Consider the following 18,299-nt stretch of genomic DNA (forward strand, 5'->3'; position numbering starts at 1 on the left):
TAATGGTGATATTCCATTCTGCGGCTTGACTTGACGACAGAGTGGGGCCCCCGCGGACTTCCGTTCGACTAATCGATCTTACTTATCTGTTGTAACTACCCGCCTCCGATACGCATCTGCGCCAGCACAACCAAAACTATTCGCCGAGAAGGATCACATGGACGGCCAACGTCTTCAAGTATTCTGGAATCAAGAGGTGAAATCACTTCTAGCAGTCTACAAGCAGTTCGAGACCTTGCTGCCAAATCCCCATACCGCAGGGGCGGAGCATCGCGGCGAGGACGGTCGGTATGTTGAAACGTTGGTGCGCTCGTACCTTCAAAAGTATCTGCCAAAAGACCTCGAGGTCCTAACCGGCTTTATCCTTCGACCGGCAGTTAAGCTGGGAGAAAACGATCGATCAAGGTCCAAGGAGCAAGACCTTCATACAACCCAGCTTGACATAATAATCTATGACTCCGGAACTTACCCCGTGTTCCAACGAATGGTTGATACCGTGATTGTTCCGCCCGAGGGCGTAGTCGCAGTATTATCAGTTAAGAAGACCCTTCGGGATGCAGAGATCATCGCAGAATGTAATGCACTTTTAGAGGGTTCGAAGGCCTGCCGCTGTGACGAGAACAATCTGGAATCGCGCCGCCGCGGGCCGTTTTTAGCGTTAGTCGCAACCGCCTCTGACCTTGCTGATAAGCAAGAACCGAAAGAAAAAAGACTATTTGATAAGCTTGAGGCAGTGTACGGGAGCGATAGTGTTTTTGACGATATGATAGGTTTCATCGGCGATCTTTCCGCCTGGCACGTATTCAAGACTCGCCCACCGCTCAGGCTGACTCCTACAAATAGCTTCGCGAGGTATATGTATGTGGAGCTAGATGATGACGAATTGCACCAGGGATTTCAGTTTTTATTGTCAGGAATATTGTCCGTATACTATGACAAAACGAGAGGTGGCGTAAAGCGCCCTGGATATACTGCCTTTGCAGCGAAGCCGGCTAAAGAAATCGGAAGGATCGCTTTCAGTTCGCTGCGCTAGTCTTAGTCTAGCAATAGGGCCGCCCCGTCTCCGGCGCGGCCCTAACCCGGTTTTTTCCGCTATTAGCCGTCAGGAGTGACCGGAAACACACTTTGGCTGCCTCGTTGGCGGCCTACAGGCTGCCCTTAACAAAACCATTAGTGGTGACGGATCGGATGTCAAGGTCCCCCTCAAGAGCGCGAAGAGTTGGCCTAGCAAACTCGACTACTGCCCGCCGTACTTGTCCGCGTTCGGTGCGAAGCGGAAGAAGCCTAAGGTCCTGGGCGGAGCACGTCATTAGATGCGTCCATCCGCGCCGCGAGCCAAAAGGAGCACCCGTCATACCTGTTCATCTCCCGCTGGCGTCACGCAATACCGGCGGATTCTAGGACGGAGCGGCCTGGGTTTCAACATTATCCGTAGATCATTCGCCTGCCATCCGATCTCATCCAAACCCGAGCCCAGTGACTTACCCGCATCTAAAGCGGTGTCCTTCTGATCGTTGCCTTCTGTCATCTCGATCCCATTCGGTATCCCACGGAGAGTAGCTGTCTAGAAGAACCTTTACTGCTTGACGGAGTTGCCGGACGCCGCGGGCGACCCTTCCTGAGGCGGTGGTCTGTGTCTGCGAAGGATAGACACCACTTCGGCTCGAGACAGTTTTCGAGCGGCTAACAGTTCCTCAACGGTCTCATCCAGCGCCGCGCGGTGATTATTCAGGATCGAGATCGCACGTTCCTTTTGCTGTTCAAGCGTTCGGTGCACAGCCCCGCGAAGGTCCGGGTCGAGTGACCGCAACTTTGACAAATCTGCATTCTCGACCAATTCCACCATTAGTGTTCTGCCTAAGCCAAAAGTCGTCTCCACCTGCGTCGCCAATTCGGTTGCACGAGCCAAGTCTGATGCATACCCGCCCGTTCCGCCGTCAGAGTGGTCTCCAAGGACCAACGTTTCAGCGGCAACCCCCGCCAAGTACAGGGCAATCTGGTCAAGGTAGAAGCTCCTATTTTTCCTTCCTATGGGAGGCTGCGTGAACACCGCACCACCCACGATCTCCGGGCCCCTTAGCGTGACGCTGTCCAGGATGCGGACAAACTCCAGTTCCCCGACAAGCAGCTCAAGGCCCACGATCGCGTGGCCGGCTTCATGAATCGCATTTGCGCGAAGATGCTCCAACGGGATGGAGTGCAGGGTTGGCAATAGGCTTATGACATCATCCACCTCCAGCGGACGCGAGGCCCGTCGCGCGCGCCGCCTCGCGTCCCTGACCAGTTGCTGGAGGTCGGCCCCCGCCATTCCCTGAGTTGAGCGGCAAAAACGATCTAGCTGTGCGCTCGGCATATCAAGACCTGAATGGAACCGGAGAATATGCGAGCGGGCTTCTGCATCCGGCAGCGGGATCGGAATGTGTTTGTCCAGCCTTCCGGCTCGCTTGATCGCCGGATCGAGTTTCGAAGGAAGATTCGTTGCCCCAACAACCACCACACCAGTTCGACGCTCGTAGCCATCCAGGAGTTCCAGGAAGCCGTTTATCGCCTGACGCTTATAGTCTGCATTGTGATCATCCACCACCCGGTCACCGAACGCGTCAATTTCATCGATGAACAAGATCGAAGGTGCCTTGGACTTCGCCTCGTCGAACGAACCTCTCATCGCCTTCAGGAAGTCGTTCAGGTGTCCGGCGGCCTGCCATTGTGCAGACGAAGCGAAGACCATTGGGACGTTGCACGTCCGCGCCAATGCGTCGGCGAACATCGTCTTGCCGGTACCTGGCGGTCCGGACAGAAGAACGCCCGTATCTACGTCCTCCCACCCGATTTTTCCGGATTTGAAGTCAGCAAAGTCTAGAGCAAGCTCAAGGCCCCATTCAGCTGCCTCGCCGAAACCATGCAGTTCACGCAGAGTAGGCCCTTGTGATCTGGTATCTGGCTCCGCGGGTGCCGATAGTTGCTGCACCGCCCGCAAACGTCTCAACCCATCAACCAGCGACCGGCCCGGCGGAAAGGCGAAACGCAAATTTCTCCATGTCGCAGAGAGTAAGAGCTTGGTGTCAGGATCAGTTATGTGGTGACCGAAGTGGCTGAACACGAGCGCGACTTGACTTGCGGTTGGTCGCGGTACCGATATCTCCAGATCGCAGAAAAGGAGCGTGTCGTCCTCAAACTTGGTGTCGCTTTCGCAGACGAGGATGGCGACTTTCCTTTCTTGCGCGGCGTAGAATAGCTCATCTTCAGCGCGCAGTCCTTTTCCTGACCGTGTCACGGCATTTACCCAGACCTCTTCATGATCGGGGACCTCGGAGGCGGCGCGTCGATAGAACAATCTGATGGCTTCGACGTAACTGTCCACGGCATTTTGTGCCTCGATGCGAATGATTGCCAAAACGTTCTTCTTCACCCGCCGCAGTGGGCGGAGCGCGGCTGCAATGCCGAGATACGCCAGAATGGTCGGAAGGGTGACTGGACGACCCTTTCCCTTCTGTTGATCTATCGGCCAGCCAGGTTGTTTCGTAGTCGATTTAGCCATTGGCAAGCTCTGCAAGATCGACAACCAGCGCTGGATTGAATGTTTGTGAGACTTCATCGGGATATCCGCGCGGATTGCAGATGATCCGGGTCTGGCCGATCGAGTAGTCGCTAGATGTGTGAAGGTGCCCGTGCACCCACAGCAGAGGCTGATACTCCAGTATCTTGGCTTCGAGATTCGACGCGAAGGATGGCGTCAGCGGGTCATGCAGGAAAGCGCGGGGGACGGACATCAGGCTTGGGGCGTGATGCGTAACGACGATCGTCGCCAAAGCCGATGGCGTGGACAGTACCTGCTCGATCCCGACCCTAGCCATATTGTGGAGGTATTGGCTCTCGCGCGGGGTAAACCGCTTGAACGGCGTCTTCTGGAGCTTGATCTGTCGGTAGTCGTTTAGCAACTCCTTGGCTTCGGCCATTGCGATGCCTGCGTGGCCAAACAGCATGAAGTCGGTCCACAGAGTAGCGCCCACAAACCGAAAACGGTCGAAAAGAACGACATCTCGTTCGAGAAGGTAGACGCTGTCGTATCGCCCTACGGCCTCGTAGGCTGCGGCCATGCCTTCCCGGACAGATGCCCTGTAGAACTCGTGGTTGCCGGCAACAAACACGACCGGCATATGGGGCGCGATGACTTCACCGAGAAATTCGATGCTCGGGACGACACCGCCGTCCAGAATGTCGCCGGCACAGATGCAGACATCGGCGTCGGGGATTTGGAGCCAGTCCAGCGATCTGTCCATCTCCAGGTGAAGATCGGAGATTATCCAGGCTCTCATTGCGGCCTCCGTCGGTTGTGGTCATCCGCATCCCCTATCTGGGTTCCCAGCCGATACCATCGGGAGAACGACCGGGCGTATCCGTGATCCACATCCATGAAGAAAAGTTCGCTGGAAACCATCGGATGGCCGTTGTCGATGAATGGGTGGCCTAGCGGTCGGCCCACGAGACAGGAAACGGCTCGACGCCCGACGAACCAGTCATTGATGTACACGGCATCCGACGGCGGCCAGTTCAATCTACCTATTGTCTCAAGATCATCTGCCAGCCGTCTAAGCTGAGCTACCAACGCCTCGCGGCCTTGCCCTAGCCATTCCGAACAGTCTGAGTCGCTCATGTCTACACCCGTCCTTGTCTTGGTGGGGCCACGGCCTCGGGGAGTCGCAATTCCGAATCGCGCGGCAGGTGCCTTATCTACGAATTTTTATACGTATTTGAAAGACCCGAGTACATAAATTACGTACAATTTGACATTTCACACCGCAGCCGGTTCTAGGTCTTCATGGCAACCTTGTTGACGGCTGATCTGATACGGGCAGGCCGAGCCTTGCTCGGTTGGACCCAGCTTGAGCTGGCGCGGAGGTCCGGCGTAACGCAGAAGGCGCTCAGCGACTTCGAACTCGGAAAGAAGCCTTTGACCGCCAAGGTGAGTGATAAGCTGCGCGTCGTACTCGAGGAGAACCGCGTTCAGTTCATCGCCGTCAATGCCGAAAGCAGCGAAATTGTCGGTGCCGGTGTCCGCTGGCGTCCGGAGCATCATGGTTTGGACATCAAAATCCTATAGACGTTTCTTGGAAGTTGCCCAGTATCGGCTTGGACCGGAGCGCCTGGAGTAGCGGGCGGAATGCGATGGCGAAGGGCCAGTCTGCTTGGCACAGGCTGCCGGCGATGACTCGTTTGCCCGCGATCGTTGATGTTGCCCGAAATGTTGCCCACCGACACCGGTCAGGCCGAGGCGACCGTCGATTAACACCGATTCAAGGCACCCCCTTGATGAGCTCGAACTTCCGCCACCACGGTTATCAACCGCTGTGTCCAGTCTTACGGCTCGCGGGGTTCTGGCCCGTTGCCCGATTCCGGCGATGGCAACCGGTTGAAAATTCGGGATGATTTGTTATTCTGACGTAGACAGAGGGCCGGTTGGAAGCCTTTGATCTGTCGCCCGAGGCGGCGAGACGATACCGGCGCGCAGCGGAAAGTCTCTGAAATGAGTGGTGGGCCCGGAGGGACTCGAACCCCCAACCAAGCGGTTATGAGCCGCCGGCTCTAACCATTGAGCTACAGGCCCTGCCAGACTGGCATCGGGTGGCGCAATGGTTCGCCGGCCCGTGGCCCCGCTCTAACGCAATTCCGCCGCCGCCTCAAGCCACCGCCGCATTCGCTTCACAATCGCAGACCACCAATGACGGATTGCCCATCCCCGAGAGGAATCACGATGCATCCGTCCCTCCCCGTTTTCCATCCGACCAGTGCCCTGCCGTCGCTCCTGTCCCGCCTGTCGCTCGGCGGACTTCTCGTCCTGGCAGCCGTCGCGCCGGTCGCTGCGCAAGAGCCCTCGCCACAGCGCGAGCCCGTGGTCCGCGTCTCAGCGCAGGGCGAGGCCTCGATTGCGCCGGATATTGCCATCGTCAGCTTCTCGGTCGTGCGCAATTCGAACACGGCACAGGTCGCAATGGACCAGAACAGCCAGGCCATGAACGCCGTCATGGCGGCCTTGAAGTCGCAAGGGGTAGAGGCGAAGGATATCCAGACCGCCAATTTTTCGATCCAGCCGCAGTATCAACATTCCCAGCCCAAGGAGGACGGCACGATCGATCCGCCGGAGGTCGTCGGCTACGAGGTCACCAACACGCTGATGGTGAAGATCCGCGACGTCGCCAAGGTCGGCACCATCCTCGACCGCGTCGTGAAGCTTGGCGTCAACCAGGGCGGCCAGATCAGCTTCACAAACGACGATCCGGAGGAAGCGCTGACGCAGGCCCGAAAGCAGGCGGTTGAACGGGCGGTCGCCAAGGCACGCGTGTTGACGGAAGCGGCAGGCGTCAGGCTCGGGCGGTTGATCGAGATCGTCGAACAGGCTGAGGCCCCCATGCCGCCGCAGCCCATGTACCGGATGGCCATGGCCAAGGAGGCCGCCTCCGACGCGGTTCCGGTCGCGGCCGGCGAGAACACCTACACCGTCCGGGTAGAGCTGACCTTCGCCCTCGAACAGTAGGACGGATAAGAAAGGCCCCCGAGAGACCTGATCTCGCGGGGGCCTTCTTTCATTTATCGTCGATCTTGATGGCAACTATTATCGGCGAATGACCGGGCAACCGCGGTCATTGGCAAAGACGATGCGGTCGCGGCCATGCCGGTCACGGCCGACGACTGTGACGGTGCGGCGATCGACATCGACCACGCGCGCACGGCGCAGCCCCATGCGGCTGGCCTTTTCCTCCGCGAGCCATGGGTTGCAACGACCGCCACGGTCACGGCGCGGACGCTCCCACCGGTCGCGGCGATGGTCGCGGTCGTCCCATCCGTGCTGGACGAAGATGCGGAATTCGGGCCCTCCGGCGGCTGCCGTCGACGCGGTGGCGGTGAGGCCGGAAAGCGCAACGAGAGCGGCAAGTCCGGTCTTGACGAGGATATTGGTCATGGAAGTCTCTCCCGAGAAGGGCCAGAACCTGGCGCCGTTGATTTCTCCCGTCCGCCGGGATTGAAGGCACCCTAGTTCGGGCCCGCTGAACGCCGTCCGAATCCGCTGTTCAGGAGAGGTTCATCAGCATCCGGGGGAAAGATGCAGCACGACATTGCGGCTATGCGGGCGGTCGCGATGCTCGAAGAGATAGATGCCTTGCCACGTGCCGAGCGCAAGTCCACCCGCATTCACCGGGATCGCAAGCGATACGGCCATCAGCGCCGCCTTGATGTGGGCCGGCATGTCGTCCGGTCCCTCCATCGTATGCGTCACCCAGGCCATCGACGGCGCGTCGGACGGGGGCACGAGGCGCGAGAAGAAGGTCTTGAGGTCGCGCTGGACATCGGGATCGGCGTTTTCCTGAACCAGCAGCGAGCAGGAGGTGTGCCGCACGAAAACCGTCAGCAGCCCCTCCTCTACCCCTTGCCGCCTCACGAACTCCGTAACCTCGTCCGTGAATTCGTAGAGGCCCTGGCCCCGCGTCTGGATCGTCAGTTGCGTCTGCGGCATGAAGCGTCCTTCACCTTGAGATGAGCGCCCGAGGGCGCCCGCTCACAGTGTCAGAAACGCCTGAAAGCCGCCATAGATCATCCGCTTTCCGTCGAAGACCTGTTTCCATTCTTCCCCGGCAAGCCGCGGGTCGGCCATCACCTTGGCGAGGATTTCGTCGCGGCTCGCACGGTCCTTGTAGGTGATCCAGGAAAAGACCACCGTCTCCTCTTCCGTCGCCTGGACGGCACGCGGAAAGGACGTCACCTCCCCATAGGGGATGTCGTCGCCGATGCACTCCACATAGGAGAGCGCCCCATATTCCATCCAGACGTCGCCGGCCGTGCGCGCCATTTCCTTGTAGGCCTCGAGCTTCGCCTTCGGCACGGGCACGATGAACCCATCCACATAAGCCATTGTCTTCCTCCTCCTGTTGCTCGGATGCAGCTAGGACGAATGACCGGACGGCGATCCGACACCCGATGGTGATTTTGCCGTTGTTCGCGTCAGAAGCGGGTGATGACACTGATGCCGGGTGTTGTCGCGCGGTCCAAGGCCATCAGCCCCGGCACCGCCTCTTCCAGCGTGATGCGCGACGAAATGAGCCTCGATGGCTCCATCCGGCCGGCGGCGATCATCGACAGCATCGCATCATAGCGCCAGGCCTGCATGCCATGGCTGCCGTAGATCTCGAGCTCGTGGCCGATCACCTGCGCCATGGGAATCTGCGGCGTCGAATGCTCGCCGTGCATTAGCCCGACCTGGACGTGGCGACCCCGCCGGCGGAGATTCTTGATCGAGTTGAAGCAGGTGGTCGGATGGCCAAGTGCATCGATCGAGACATGCGCCCCGCCCCTGGTGATCTCCCGCACCGCCTCGACCGGATCGGCAACGCTGCTGGCATTGATGGTCGCCACCGCACCGCAAGCGCGGGCCAGTTCCAGCTTCTCATCTGAGAGATCGATGCCGATCGCGTTTGCCCCGAGCGCCGTGGCGATCATGATGGCCGAGAGACCGACGCCGCCGCAGCCATGCACGGCGATCCACTCGCCAGGCCCCGCGCGCGCCTGGTCCGCGACCGCGCGGAAGGAGGTGGCGAAGCGGCAGCCGAGGCTGGCGGCGGTCGCGTCATCAATCTCTTCCGGCAGATGCACGAGATTGGTGTCGGCATAGCCGATCGCCACATATTCCGCGAACGAGCCCCAGTGGGTAAAGCCGGGCTGGAACTGGCTCGGGCAGACCTGCTGGTTGCCAGAATGGCATTCGCTGCAATGGCCGCAACCGGAGACGAAGGGGACCGTCACCCGGTCGCCGACCTTGAAACGCATCACGCCCCTGCCGGTCGCCACCACTTCGCCGGCCAGTTCATGGCCGGGCACATGCGGCAGGCGGATATCCGGGTCGTGCCCCATCCAGCCATGCCAGTCGCTACGGCAAAGGCCGGTGGCGCCAACCTTGATGACGACGCCGTCTTCGCCTGGAGTGGGATCGGGAAGGGTCAGGATTTGCGGCGCCTTCTCGAAGGCGTCGTAGAGCATGGCTTTCATGGGGTCCCTCGTTTGCCCGGAGCATAGCTCGCCGGAACGGTCGGTCAATCGGCTAAACCCGACGGAAGTTCGACCTCAGGAGCCTGGAAAGCCGCGCCGCCGCCATTCGCTGCGTGGGACAGGAGCGCCGATGCGGAAGGCGAAGCTCAACACCTTGGTGGCCTCCTCGTTGATCTGGCAGCGGAAGCTCAGGTCGAACCATGCCCCTTCGGCGCGGAACGCGGTTCGACGAAGCTCGAGCACGGTGCCTTCCGAAAGCGGGGACCGCGGGATGAAGTCGGGATCCTGCGGGGGCGAGGCATTGCGCAACTGCTCGGTCAGTTCCGTCTCGCACAGTTGGGTCGCCCGCATGGCGCGGGGCATACCCTCCATCGCCGTTCGCGCGACGGGGTCTTCCGTGATGTCCGGGGAAAACAGCGTTTTCGCCTCGGCCAGCGTCTCGGCAGGCTCCTCGGCCGGCTGCTCCGGTGTCTCGGCAGCCTCCGCGCTGGCCTCCGGTGGCGCGGTTGTCAGGCCGGCGACTTCGGCATCGTCCTGCGGTTCGGCAGCCAGTTCCTCCGGCGCTTCAGGCGGGGGTGTCTGCGAAGCTTGGTCCTCTTGTTCCTGCTCTTGCGGTCCTTCGGCCCCTTCCTCGGACGAATTGCCCGCGGGCGAGACACGCGGTCCCGTGGTTTCCTCACCGAACTCGAAGACGGGCCGGAGCGTCGGGATGGGCGGTGCCGCGGCGGCCTCTTCCTCGGCAGGAGGCTCCGGCGCCTGATCCTCCTCGACGGGTGGCGGTGGGGGCGGCTCCTCGGCGGCTTCCTGCTCCGCCGGCTCGGAATCCGGTTCCGGCTCGGGTTCGGGTTCGGGTTCGGGTTCGGGAGGAGGTTCGACGATCTCCACCGTCACCGTCTCCTCTTCCGGCGGTGTCGGCAGCTCCAGCGGCAGCCCGAGAGTCACGATCGCAGCGACAAGAAGATGCGCAACCATGGAGACCGGAATGCCCCATCGAAAGTCGCTGCGCGGCTTGTGCTGATCATCCTGCATGGTCGTCGATGTAAGACTCCTGCCCGACGAGATCGAGACCCTCGCCCATATTCGGCGCAAAAAGAAACCCGGCCGCAGGGCCGGGTCAATTTCTGATATGAAGGACTGCTTAGCTGTCCAGGAAGCTCCGAAGCTTCCGCGAGCGGCTCGGATGCTTCAGCTTGCGCAGCGCCTTCGCCTCGATCTGACGGATACGTTCGCGGGTGACCGAGAACTGCTGGCCGACTTCTTCGAGCGTGTGATCGGTGTTCATGCCGATACCGAAGCGCATGCGCAGGACACGTTCTTCACGCGGCGTGAGCGAAGCGAGGACACGGGTCGTCGTTTCGCGCAGGTTCGCCTGGATGGCTGCATCGATCGGCAGCAGCGCGTTCTTGTCCTCGATGAAATCACCGAGGTGGCTGTCCTCTTCGTCGCCCACAGGGGTCTCGAGCGAAATCGGCTCCTTGGCGATCTTCAGGACCTTGCGGACCTTTTCGAGCGGCATGGCGAGCTTTTCTGCCAGTTCTTCCGGCGTCGGCTCGCGACCGATTTCGTGCAGCATCTGGCGCGACGTGCGGACAATCTTGTTGATCGTCTCGATCATGTGCACCGGAATGCGGATCGTGCGGGCCTGGTCGGCGATCGATCGGGTGATCGCCTGCCGGATCCACCAGGTGGCATAGGTCGAGAACTTGTAGCCGCGGCGATACTCGAACTTGTCGACCGCCTTCATCAGGCCGATATTGCCTTCCTGGATGAGATCCAGGAACTGCAGGCCGCGGTTCGTGTACTTCTTGGCGATCGAGATCACGAGACGCAGGTTGGCCTCGACCATTTCCTTCTTGGCGATGCGGGCTTCCCGTTCGCCCTTCTGGACCATCGACACGATGCGGCGGAACTCGGCAATCGAAATGCCGGTCTCGGTCGCAAGGTTCTGGATCTCCTGGCGGATCTCGCGGATCGTCTGGTTCTCCTCGCGGGCGAAATCCTTCCAGCCGCGTGCGGAGAGGTTGGCGATCGACTTCATCCAGTTCGGGTCGAGTTCGGCACCCTGATACTGCTCCAGGAACGAATCGCGCTTGACGCCGTAGGATTCCGCCAGCCGAAGCAGGCGGCCTTCATTCTGCATCAGGCGCTTGGAGATGTCGTAGAGCTGTTCGACGAGGCTCTCGATGCGGTTCTGGTTGAGCGACAGTGACTTCACCGCCGTGATCAGCTGATCCTTGAGTTCCTTGTAGCGACGCTCCTGGCCGGACGACAGCGTGCCGGTGCAGGAGAGGCGCGCCTCGACCTGCTGATCCTGCAGCTTGCGCAGCTTCTTGTAGGTGTCGGCGATGACGTCGAGGGTTTCCATGACCTGCGGACGCAGTTCCGCTTCCATGGCGGCAAGAGACAGGCTCGACTCATCGTCGTCCTCTTCTTCCTCTTCCGGAGGCAGGCCCTCACCGCCGACGGCAGTGATGTCGTCGTCGTTTGCGGCAGTCCGCGTCTTGCGGGCCTTTTCCTTCTCTTCGGCCGCCTTGCGGTCGGCTTCGATCTTCTCGGGGCTCTGGAACTGCGGGGCAGCCTTTGCCTCGGGACCGGAATAGGTGGTTTCGAGATCGATGATCTCGCGCAGGAGCGTCGTGCCTTCGTTGAGTTCGTCGCGCCAGATGATCAGCGCCTGGAACGTCAGCGGGCTTTCGCACAATCCCGCGATCATCGTCTCGCGGCCGGCCTCGATGCGCTTGGCGATAGCGATTTCGCCCTCGCGAGAAAGAAGCTCAACCGAGCCCATCTCGCGCAGGTACATGCGCACCGGATCGTCGGTACGATCGGTGGGCTCCTTCTTCTTCGCAGTCGCGAGCGCGGTGCCGGAGGTCGGGGCGATTTCGCCACCCTCGCTCTCACCGTCGTCGGAGCTGTCGTCGTCGTCGGCGGTGGCCTCTTCGGCCTCGTCATCCTCGACGACGTTGATACCCATGTCCGACAACATGGACATGGTATCCTCGATCTGTTCGGACGTGACCTCTTCGGAGGGCAGGACCGAATTCAGCTCGTCCATCGTCACATAGCCGCGCTTCTTGGCGGCCTTGATCATCTTCTTGACCGCGTCATCCGAAAGATCGAGAAGCGGTCCATCCTGCGTACCTTCGCGCTCGGTTTCCGCTTCTTCGTTCTCTTTGACTTTGGTTGCCATGAATTTTCGCTTTCCCTGAACGCCACCTCGCCGCGGTGGCCGCCGGCTGGGATCAAGTCCTCAGCCGCGAATCACTGTTCAACACGTACGGAATGACCTTTAATTCCGGATTACCACCGAGGCGGACGTCAACTACCGAGACCGCTGGTCCACGCATCGCCGCTCGTGGCCCGGTGTGCTTGACCCACTCCACCTTTTCTGCCTGCTGTGGTGATTCCCACAAATTAACGCTCCGTCAAGCTTTTCTGAGGCGATCAGCCTAGGAAAAGTGGAAAAACCGTCTGTCTCTTGGGCTTCGAGGTCTACGCGCACACGTTTCGCCCGATATGTAGTCAGTGGTCGCAGAATGACAAGGGCATCCACCGCCCTCTAGCCCTTAACGACCGCTACTACACCCACAGGCTTTCCTCGAACTCCTGATTCGCTTCAGCCATGACTGACGGCGGGGCCTTTCACCCGCCCCGACATGACGCCGAACCCATCGATAATCGCCTCCTGGTTCTCAAGCCGTGCAATCTCCAGCTGGACCTCCGAAAGAGCCCTGATCAGCGCCGACCCTCGCTCGACCTCATCCGAACCGGCTTCCGCAAGTTCCCGCTCCAGTTCGATCTTCTGCCACCGCAGCTCCTTGTTGCGGGAATGCAGGGCAAAGGCCTGGCGGTAGGCCTGCACGACATCATGCAGGTCAGCCTCCTCGGTCGCCGTCCACAGGCGTGCATTGCGGATCTGCTGGTTCATCACCTTCAAAAGCGCTTCGAAGCCGTTCTCCTCCAACTGCTCCCTTAGGTTCTCACGCTCCAGCCGCGCCCCGGCCTTCGCCACCACCGTCAGGAGGCAGGACCAGAAGCGTTGCAGGTCGCGGTTCTCGAACTCGATGCCGGCGATTTCATCGTAGTCCTGCAGGAGGAGTTCCGGATGGTTGACAACGGTCAGCGCCAGCACGCTCTCGCGCAATGCCGGCAGGTCGCGGTGACCGCGGACGAGACCGGATCGCGCCAACCGGTCTGACACGGCGACACCGCGTCCCGCGGCCCTTGGGCCTTGCGGCGCCTGTCCGCGATCCTGACCCTGCCTGCCACCCCTCGACTGGAGATTCTGGCGCCGGTCGCCTCCCCGTCCCGCCGACTGGAAAAAGGCATTCAACCGCTCGCGGACGTCCTGCTGGTAATGGCGACGGACATTCTCGTCGGCGATCACCGACACGACCTGCTTCAACCGCGCCTCAAGCTCGGCGCGCTTTTCCGGCGTGTCGAAACTGGCACCTGCCGTTTCACGCATCCAGATCATTTCGGCCAGCGGCCGAGCCTCCGCGAGCACCCGATCGAAAGGTGCCCGCCCCTCATGGCGGACGAGATCGTCGGGATCCTTGCCTTCCGGCAGGAGTGCGAAGCGGACGGAGCGGCCAGGCTTGAGGAATGGCAGCGCAAGATCGGCTGCGCGATTGGCTGCCCGCATGCCGGCGCCGTCGCCGTCGAAGCACAGCACCGGCTCCGGCGACATCCGCCACAGCAGGTCGAGCTGGTTCTCGGTCAAGGCCGTGCCGAGAGGCGCCACCGCGTTTTCCACGCCCGCCTGGTGGAGCGCGATGACGTCCATATAGCCTTCCACGGCAATGATCGTCGTGCTGTCGCGCTCCCCGGCCCGTCCCTGTGCGGCGCGCCGGGCCCGGGCGAAATTGTAGAGCACCTGCCCCTTGTGGAAGAGCTCCGTCTCGTTGGAGTTGAGATATTTCGCCGGCGCATCGGGCGCCATGGCGCGGCCTCCGAAGGCGATCACCTTCTCCCGCGCCGACAGGATCGGGAACATGATGCGGTCGCGGAACCGGTCGTAGGAGACTGCAATCCCCTCCCCGTGCACGACGAGCCCGCAAGCCTCGATCTGCTCCTTCGACACACCCTTGCCGGCGAGGTGCTCCTTGAGCGCGTTCCGGCTCTCGGGAGCGTAGCCCAGACGAAACGTCTCGATCGTCCTGCCGGTCAGCCCGCGGTCGCGCAGATAGGCGCGCGCCTTGGCGCCGGCCGCAGTCTGCAACTGGTCCTGGAAGAAGCGCGTCGCCATCTCCATGACGTCGAGGAGCGACATACGCTCCTTTTCCCGCCGCTCTGCCTGCGGATCGGGCTGAGGCAGGGCGATACCCGCCATGTCGGCAATCTGCTGGACGGCCTCCGGAAAGCTCATCCCCTCCAGCTCGGTCAGGAAGCGGAAATGATCGCCGGAAACGCCGCAGCCGAAGCAATGGTAGCGGCCCTTGCGATCCTCGCAGTGGAAGCTCGGGCTTTTTTCACCGTGGAAGGGGCAGCACGCCCAGTAGTCGCCGCGCGAGATATTGGTCTTCTTACGATCCCACGTCACGCGACGCCCGACGACCGCCGATATCGGCACCCGGTCGCGGATTTCGTCAAGAAAACTATTAGAGAAGCGCATCGTTACCTCAAGGCAGACTGTTCCTATAGTGCCTGCGGCTTCATCTATCCATCGTCTAAGGAAACATACACGCTATCCACAGTCCCGGCGCACGGAAACAGAAAGGGCGGAGCCTTCGAGACCCCGCCCCTCCGACCGCTATCGGCGGCCGTGTTACTTCAGCATGTCCTTGACCATGCCGGACGCCTTGGCGAAGTCCATCTGGCCGGGGTACTTCTCCTTCAGCGCGTTCATGCACTTGCCCATGTCCCGCAGGCCCTGGGCACCTGTCTCGCTGATGACGGACTGGCAGAGCTGACGGACTTTCTCCTCCGGCAGTTGCTCCGGCATGAAGCTCTTGATGACGCCGATTTCCTCGCGCTCCTGCGTCGCAAGCTCGGCGCGGCCAGCTTCCTCGTAGATCTTCGCGGACTCTTCGCGCTGCTTCACCATCTTCTGGAGGATCTGCATGATTTCGTCGTCGCTGACGGGATCCTTGCCGGCGCCACGATTGGCGATGTCGCGATCCTTGATCGCCGTCTGGATGAGACGCACGGTCGAAAGGCGGCGGCTGTCCTTGGCCTTCATCGCCTCTTTCAAGGCATTGGCGAGCTTGTCTCGCATCATTGTCTCTGCTCCTTCGGAAAGCCGGCGCGTGAGTGGAATTGCGGCTTTTCCTTGTCATTCGGGCGGCCCTCATAGACAAGCATTCGGCTTCGATCAAATCAAATCCGCCAAGCCCTTGATTTCCATGGATGCGAATTCCACGTAGAAAGAACTCGGCCTAGATTGACCGCTCCGCGCGCTTTGTCTATTTTCCGGCACCTGCACGAGATTTAGGTATTCAAGGCTACGCGGGTCGTCCTGCGCGCCTTTTTCTGCGACCATAGATGGCCCACGCACCCTGCGACTTCAAGTGGCGGGGCCTGCGGGCAGAAGGATAGAGATGACCGCGACTGCTCCCTGGACAAGCAAGAAACCCACCGCCGTTCTCGTTCTCGCAGATGGCACGGTGATCGAAGGCATCGGCATCGGAGCAACCGGCAAGGTGACCGCGGAAGTCTGCTTCAACACCTCGCTGACCGGCTACCAGGAGATTCTGACGGACCCGTCCTATCTCGGCCAGATCGTCACATTCACCTTCCCCCATATCGGCAATATCGGCACGAACGAGGACGATATCGAGGACCTGACGCCTGCCGCCCGGCACGGCGCCGTCGGCGTGATCTTCAAGGCCGACATCACCGAGCCGTCGAACTATCGTGCTGCCAAGCATCTCGACGAGTGGCTGAAGTCGCGCGGCATCATCGGCCTTTCTGGCATCGACACGCGCGCGCTCACCGCCTGGATCCGCGAGAATGGCGCCCCAAACGCCGTCATCGCGCATGATCCGAACGGCGTCTTCGACATCGAGGCATTGAAGGCTGAGGCACGGGCCTGGAGCGGCATCGAAGGCCTAGACCTCGCCAAGGAAGCCACCTCAGGCCAGTCGTCGCAGTGGACACAGACGCCCTGGGTTTGGAACGAGGGATATGGCGAGTCGAACCCAGACGAGGCCAAGTACCACATCGTCTGCGTGGACTACGGCGTGAAGCGCAACATCCTGCGGCTGTTCGCGGGTCTCGACTGTAAGGTGACCATCGTCCCCGCGCAGACCTCGGCGGAAGACATCATGGCGCTGAACCCCGATGGCGTCTTCCTCTCGAACGGACCGGGAGACCCGGCCGCCACCGGCGACTATGCCGTGCCGATGATCCAGCAGGTACTCGACGAGGACATCCCGACCTTCGGCATCTGCCTTGGCCACCAGATGCTCGGCCTCGCTCTAGGCGCAACGACCGTCAAGATGCACCAGGGACATCACGGCGGAAACCACCCCGTGAAGGACCACACGACCGGCAAGGTGGAGATCGTCTCGATGAACCACGGCTTCGCGGTCGATGCGAACACGCTTCCGGAAGGCGTTGAAGAGACTCACGTTTCCCTCTTCGACGGCAGCAACTGCGGCCTGCGCGTCAGCGGCAAGCCAATCTTCTCCGTCCAGCATCACCCGGAAGCATCGCCCGGCCCTCAGGACAGCCACTACCTGTTCCGGCGCTTCATCAACATGGTGCGCGAGCGCAAGGGCGAGCCGGCGCTTGCCGAGCGCTGATCCCGGACGGTCAAGGCCCGCGCAAGCGGGCCTTTTTCATTTGGATCGCACGAGGAGGTAGAAGCGACCGCACAGCATCGCGGCCGCGGCAGCAAGACCGGTGACGAAGCCGAACCAGACGCCTGGGCCGCCATAGCCCAGCGGAAAGGCGAAGATCCAGGCGCAGGCAAAACCGATCGGCCAGTAGGCAATCAGCGCCAGCACCATGGGTATCGTGGTGTCCTTGAGCCCCCGCAGCAGTCCAGCCCCCACCGCCTGCAATCCGTCCGCCAACTGGAACACACCCGCAATTACGATCAGCGTTGCCGCATAGTCGAGCACCGCCTGTGCATCCTCCCGCGTCGTGTCGAGAAAGAGCCCACCGAGCACCCGCGGCAGAAGGGCAAACAGCGTACTTCCGCAGATCGAGAAGACGAGGCTGACCAGCAGTACTGCCACGGCCGCACGCCTTACCCCCTGCATGTCACGCCGGCCGTAGGCGAGCCCGACCCGCACCGTCGCAACCTGCGCCAGCCCGAGGGGTATCATGAAGGCGATGGACGCCAGTTGCAGCGCGATACCATGGGCCGCGAGTTCTCTGGTGCCGATCGTGCCGATCATCAGCGACGCGGCTGCAAAGAGACTCGTCTCGGCGAGGATCGTAAAGCTGATCGGCAGGCCGAGCACGAGGTTTTCGCGGATGGCGCCCCAGTCAGCGCGCCAGAAGCGAACGAACAACTCGTAAATGCGGGTCTGCACCCGGCTTTCGATGTAGATGATCATCGCGACACAGCCGATCGTGCTGGCACAAACCGACGCGACGGCTGCCCCGACCAGGCCCCAGGCGGGTGCACCGAAGTTCCCGAAGATCAGGGCATAGTTGAGGAGCGCATTGGCCAGGAACATGCCGATCGTGACATAGAGAATGATGCTCCCGCGCTCCAGTCCGCTCAGGAAGCTGCGAAGAACCATGAGCGTCAGGGCCGGGAAGATGCCCCATTGCGCCACGCGCAGATAATCCTGGGCAACTGTCGCGACCTGCTCCTCCTGCCCCAGCAGCATCAGGATCGGCTTGGAGAAGAACAGGATCGGGAACGTGAGAAGTCCATAGGCCAGCACGACCCAGATCCCCATCCGCACCGCGCGTCGCACGGAGGTCACATCCCCCTGCCCGACGGCATGCGCCACCATGGGCACGACCGCCGCTGCGAACCCAGAGCCGAAGATGAAGACGATGAAGAAGGCCTGGCTTCCGAGCACCACAGCCGCCAGTTCTACCGTCCCCAGCCAGCCAACCATGATAACGTCGGTGGTGTTGATCGCCATCTGCGCCAACTGCGCCCCCACGAAAGGGATGCCGAGGCCGATGGTCGAACGGATATGGTGTCCCCAGGCGTTCACCCCGCGCGGCGGGTCAGATGAGATGGTGTGGCTGGACATGCGGCATCTCCAAGCGCAAAAACGCCGCTTCCAGACATGGCAAGCGGCGGCGCGGCGTCGATGCCATACCTAGCGGCGGCCGGAAGCTGCAACAATGCA

At 61.2% G+C, this 18,299-nt stretch carries 15 protein-coding genes and 1 tRNA gene; 4 read left to right on the forward strand and 12 right to left on the reverse strand.

Features of this window, described 5'->3' with window-relative positions; genetic code table 11:
• Nucleotides 1-157: 157 nt before the first annotated feature.
• Nucleotides 158-1,033 carry a DUF6602 domain-containing protein gene (locus tag NT26_RS10845; protein WP_052638839.1) on the forward strand — a complete coding sequence of 292 codons (876 nt, stop codon included), beginning with the start codon at nt 158-160 and terminating at the stop codon, nt 1,031-1,033.
• Between the two features lie 543 nt (nt 1,034-1,576).
• On the opposite strand, the gene NT26_RS10850 is transcribed toward NT26_RS10845, so the two are convergent.
• Nucleotides 1,577-3,595 (reverse strand): AAA family ATPase, encoded by a 2,019-nt coding sequence (locus tag NT26_RS10850; protein WP_082077680.1) that lies wholly within the window; start codon nt 3,593-3,595, stop codon nt 1,577-1,579.
• Nucleotides 3,531-4,316, reverse strand: coding sequence for a metallophosphoesterase (locus NT26_RS10855; protein ID WP_052638841.1), 786 nt, complete (start codon nt 4,314-4,316; stop codon nt 3,531-3,533). The genes NT26_RS10850 and NT26_RS10855 overlap by 65 nt, the downstream gene beginning before the upstream one ends.
• A gap of 503 nt (nt 4,317-4,819) precedes the next feature.
• Here NT26_RS10855 and NT26_RS23390 point away from each other — a divergent pair.
• On the forward strand, nt 4,820-5,101 hold the full coding sequence (locus NT26_RS23390; protein WP_065814529.1) for a helix-turn-helix domain-containing protein: 282 nt from the start codon (nt 4,820-4,822) through the stop codon (nt 5,099-5,101).
• 428 nt (nt 5,102-5,529) lie between these two features.
• On the opposite strand, the gene NT26_RS10865 is transcribed toward NT26_RS23390, so the two are convergent.
• Nucleotides 5,530-5,605: transfer RNA gene (locus NT26_RS10865), tRNA-Ile, on the reverse strand.
• A gap of 147 nt (nt 5,606-5,752) precedes the next feature.
• On the opposite strand from NT26_RS10865, the gene NT26_RS10870 reads away from it, so the two are divergent.
• Entirely contained in the window at nt 5,753-6,532 is a 780-nt protein-coding gene (locus NT26_RS10870) for an SIMPL domain-containing protein (RefSeq protein ID WP_082077682.1), read from the forward strand.
• 78 nt (nt 6,533-6,610) lie between these two features.
• On the opposite strand, the gene NT26_RS10875 is transcribed toward NT26_RS10870, so the two are convergent.
• The 8 genes from NT26_RS10875 to NT26_RS10910 all read right to left on the reverse strand — a co-directional run bounded on the left by NT26_RS10875 (nt 6,611) and on the right by NT26_RS10910 (nt 15,253).
• On the reverse strand, nt 6,611-6,958 hold the full coding sequence (locus tag NT26_RS10875; protein ID WP_052638843.1) for a hypothetical protein: 348 nt from the start codon (nt 6,956-6,958) through the stop codon (nt 6,611-6,613).
• Nucleotides 6,959-7,081: 123 nt separating this feature from the next.
• Nucleotides 7,082-7,510: a secondary thiamine-phosphate synthase enzyme YjbQ gene (locus NT26_RS10880; RefSeq protein WP_052638844.1), complete on the reverse strand. Its 429-nt coding sequence runs from the start codon at nt 7,508-7,510 to the stop codon at nt 7,082-7,084.
• A gap of 42 nt (nt 7,511-7,552) precedes the next feature.
• Nucleotides 7,553-7,906: a DUF1428 domain-containing protein gene (locus NT26_RS10885; protein WP_052638845.1), complete on the reverse strand. Its 354-nt coding sequence runs from the start codon at nt 7,904-7,906 to the stop codon at nt 7,553-7,555.
• 89 nt (nt 7,907-7,995) lie between these two features.
• The gene (locus NT26_RS10890) at nt 7,996-9,036 is read right to left on the reverse strand and encodes a zinc-dependent alcohol dehydrogenase family protein (RefSeq protein ID WP_052638846.1); all 1,041 of its coding nucleotides are present in this window, start codon (nt 9,034-9,036) and stop codon (nt 7,996-7,998) included.
• Between the two features lie 75 nt (nt 9,037-9,111).
• Nucleotides 9,112-10,065, reverse strand: coding sequence for a DUF930 domain-containing protein (locus NT26_RS10895; protein WP_052638847.1), 954 nt, complete (start codon nt 10,063-10,065; stop codon nt 9,112-9,114).
• A gap of 109 nt (nt 10,066-10,174) precedes the next feature.
• The gene (gene rpoD, locus NT26_RS10900) at nt 10,175-12,226 is read right to left on the reverse strand and encodes an RNA polymerase sigma factor RpoD (RefSeq protein ID WP_052638848.1); all 2,052 of its coding nucleotides are present in this window, start codon (nt 12,224-12,226) and stop codon (nt 10,175-10,177) included.
• Between the two features lie 426 nt (nt 12,227-12,652).
• The gene (dnaG, locus tag NT26_RS10905) at nt 12,653-14,650 is read right to left on the reverse strand and encodes a DNA primase (RefSeq protein ID WP_052638849.1); all 1,998 of its coding nucleotides are present in this window, start codon (nt 14,648-14,650) and stop codon (nt 12,653-12,655) included.
• Nucleotides 14,651-14,803: 153 nt separating this feature from the next.
• Nucleotides 14,804-15,253: a GatB/YqeY domain-containing protein gene (locus tag NT26_RS10910; protein WP_172972500.1), complete on the reverse strand. Its 450-nt coding sequence runs from the start codon at nt 15,251-15,253 to the stop codon at nt 14,804-14,806.
• Between the two features lie 322 nt (nt 15,254-15,575).
• Here NT26_RS10910 and carA point away from each other — a divergent pair, with 322 nt between their 5' ends.
• Complete coding sequence (gene carA, locus NT26_RS10915; RefSeq protein ID WP_052638851.1) at nt 15,576-16,781, forward strand: glutamine-hydrolyzing carbamoyl-phosphate synthase small subunit; 1,206 nt, start codon at nt 15,576-15,578, stop codon at nt 16,779-16,781.
• A 36-nt stretch (nt 16,782-16,817) separates the two neighbouring features.
• Here carA and NT26_RS10920 read toward each other — a convergent pair whose 3' ends face one another.
• Complete coding sequence (locus tag NT26_RS10920) at nt 16,818-18,200, reverse strand: MATE family efflux transporter (protein ID WP_052638852.1); 1,383 nt, start codon at nt 18,198-18,200, stop codon at nt 16,818-16,820.
• Nucleotides 18,201-18,299 lie beyond the last annotated feature (99 nt).

The organism is Pseudorhizobium banfieldiae (assembly GCF_000967425.1).
In the GTDB taxonomy this organism is placed as follows: domain Bacteria; phylum Pseudomonadota; class Alphaproteobacteria; order Rhizobiales; family Rhizobiaceae; genus Neorhizobium; species Neorhizobium banfieldiae.

Bases quoted from the DNA above. Each gene is read 5' to 3' on its own strand.
- NT26_RS10880 (WP_052638844.1), bottom strand. From the start codon at position 7,510: ATGCCGCAGACGCAACTGACGATCCAGACGCGGGGCCAGGGCCTCTAC.
- dnaG (WP_052638849.1), bottom strand. From the start codon at position 14,650: ATGCGCTTCTCTAATAGTTTTCTTGACGAAATCCGCGACCGGGTGCCG.
- NT26_RS10850 (WP_082077680.1), bottom strand. From the start codon at position 3,595: ATGAAGTCTCACAAACATTCAATCCAGCGCTGGTTGTCGATCTTGCAG.
- NT26_RS10920 (WP_052638852.1), bottom strand. From the start codon at position 18,200: ATGTCCAGCCACACCATCTCATCTGACCCGCCGCGCGGGGTGAACGCC.
- NT26_RS10875 (WP_052638843.1), bottom strand. From the start codon at position 6,958: ATGACCAATATCCTCGTCAAGACCGGACTTGCCGCTCTCGTTGCGCTT.
- NT26_RS23390 (WP_065814529.1), top strand. From the start codon at position 4,820: ATGGCAACCTTGTTGACGGCTGATCTGATACGGGCAGGCCGAGCCTTG.
- NT26_RS10845 (WP_052638839.1), top strand. From the start codon at position 158: ATGGACGGCCAACGTCTTCAAGTATTCTGGAATCAAGAGGTGAAATCA.
- rpoD (WP_052638848.1), bottom strand. From the start codon at position 12,226: ATGGCAACCAAAGTCAAAGAGAACGAAGAAGCGGAAACCGAGCGCGAA.
- carA (WP_052638851.1), top strand. From the start codon at position 15,576: ATGACCGCGACTGCTCCCTGGACAAGCAAGAAACCCACCGCCGTTCTC.
- NT26_RS10890 (WP_052638846.1), bottom strand. From the start codon at position 9,036: ATGAAAGCCATGCTCTACGACGCCTTCGAGAAGGCGCCGCAAATCCTG.
- NT26_RS10855 (WP_052638841.1), bottom strand. From the start codon at position 4,316: ATGAGAGCCTGGATAATCTCCGATCTTCACCTGGAGATGGACAGATCG.
- NT26_RS10870 (WP_082077682.1), top strand. From the start codon at position 5,753: ATGCATCCGTCCCTCCCCGTTTTCCATCCGACCAGTGCCCTGCCGTCG.
- NT26_RS10895 (WP_052638847.1), bottom strand. From the start codon at position 10,065: ATGCAGGATGATCAGCACAAGCCGCGCAGCGACTTTCGATGGGGCATT.
- NT26_RS10910 (WP_172972500.1), bottom strand. From the start codon at position 15,253: ATGCGAGACAAGCTCGCCAATGCCTTGAAAGAGGCGATGAAGGCCAAG.
- NT26_RS10885 (WP_052638845.1), bottom strand. From the start codon at position 7,906: ATGGCTTATGTGGATGGGTTCATCGTGCCCGTGCCGAAGGCGAAGCTC.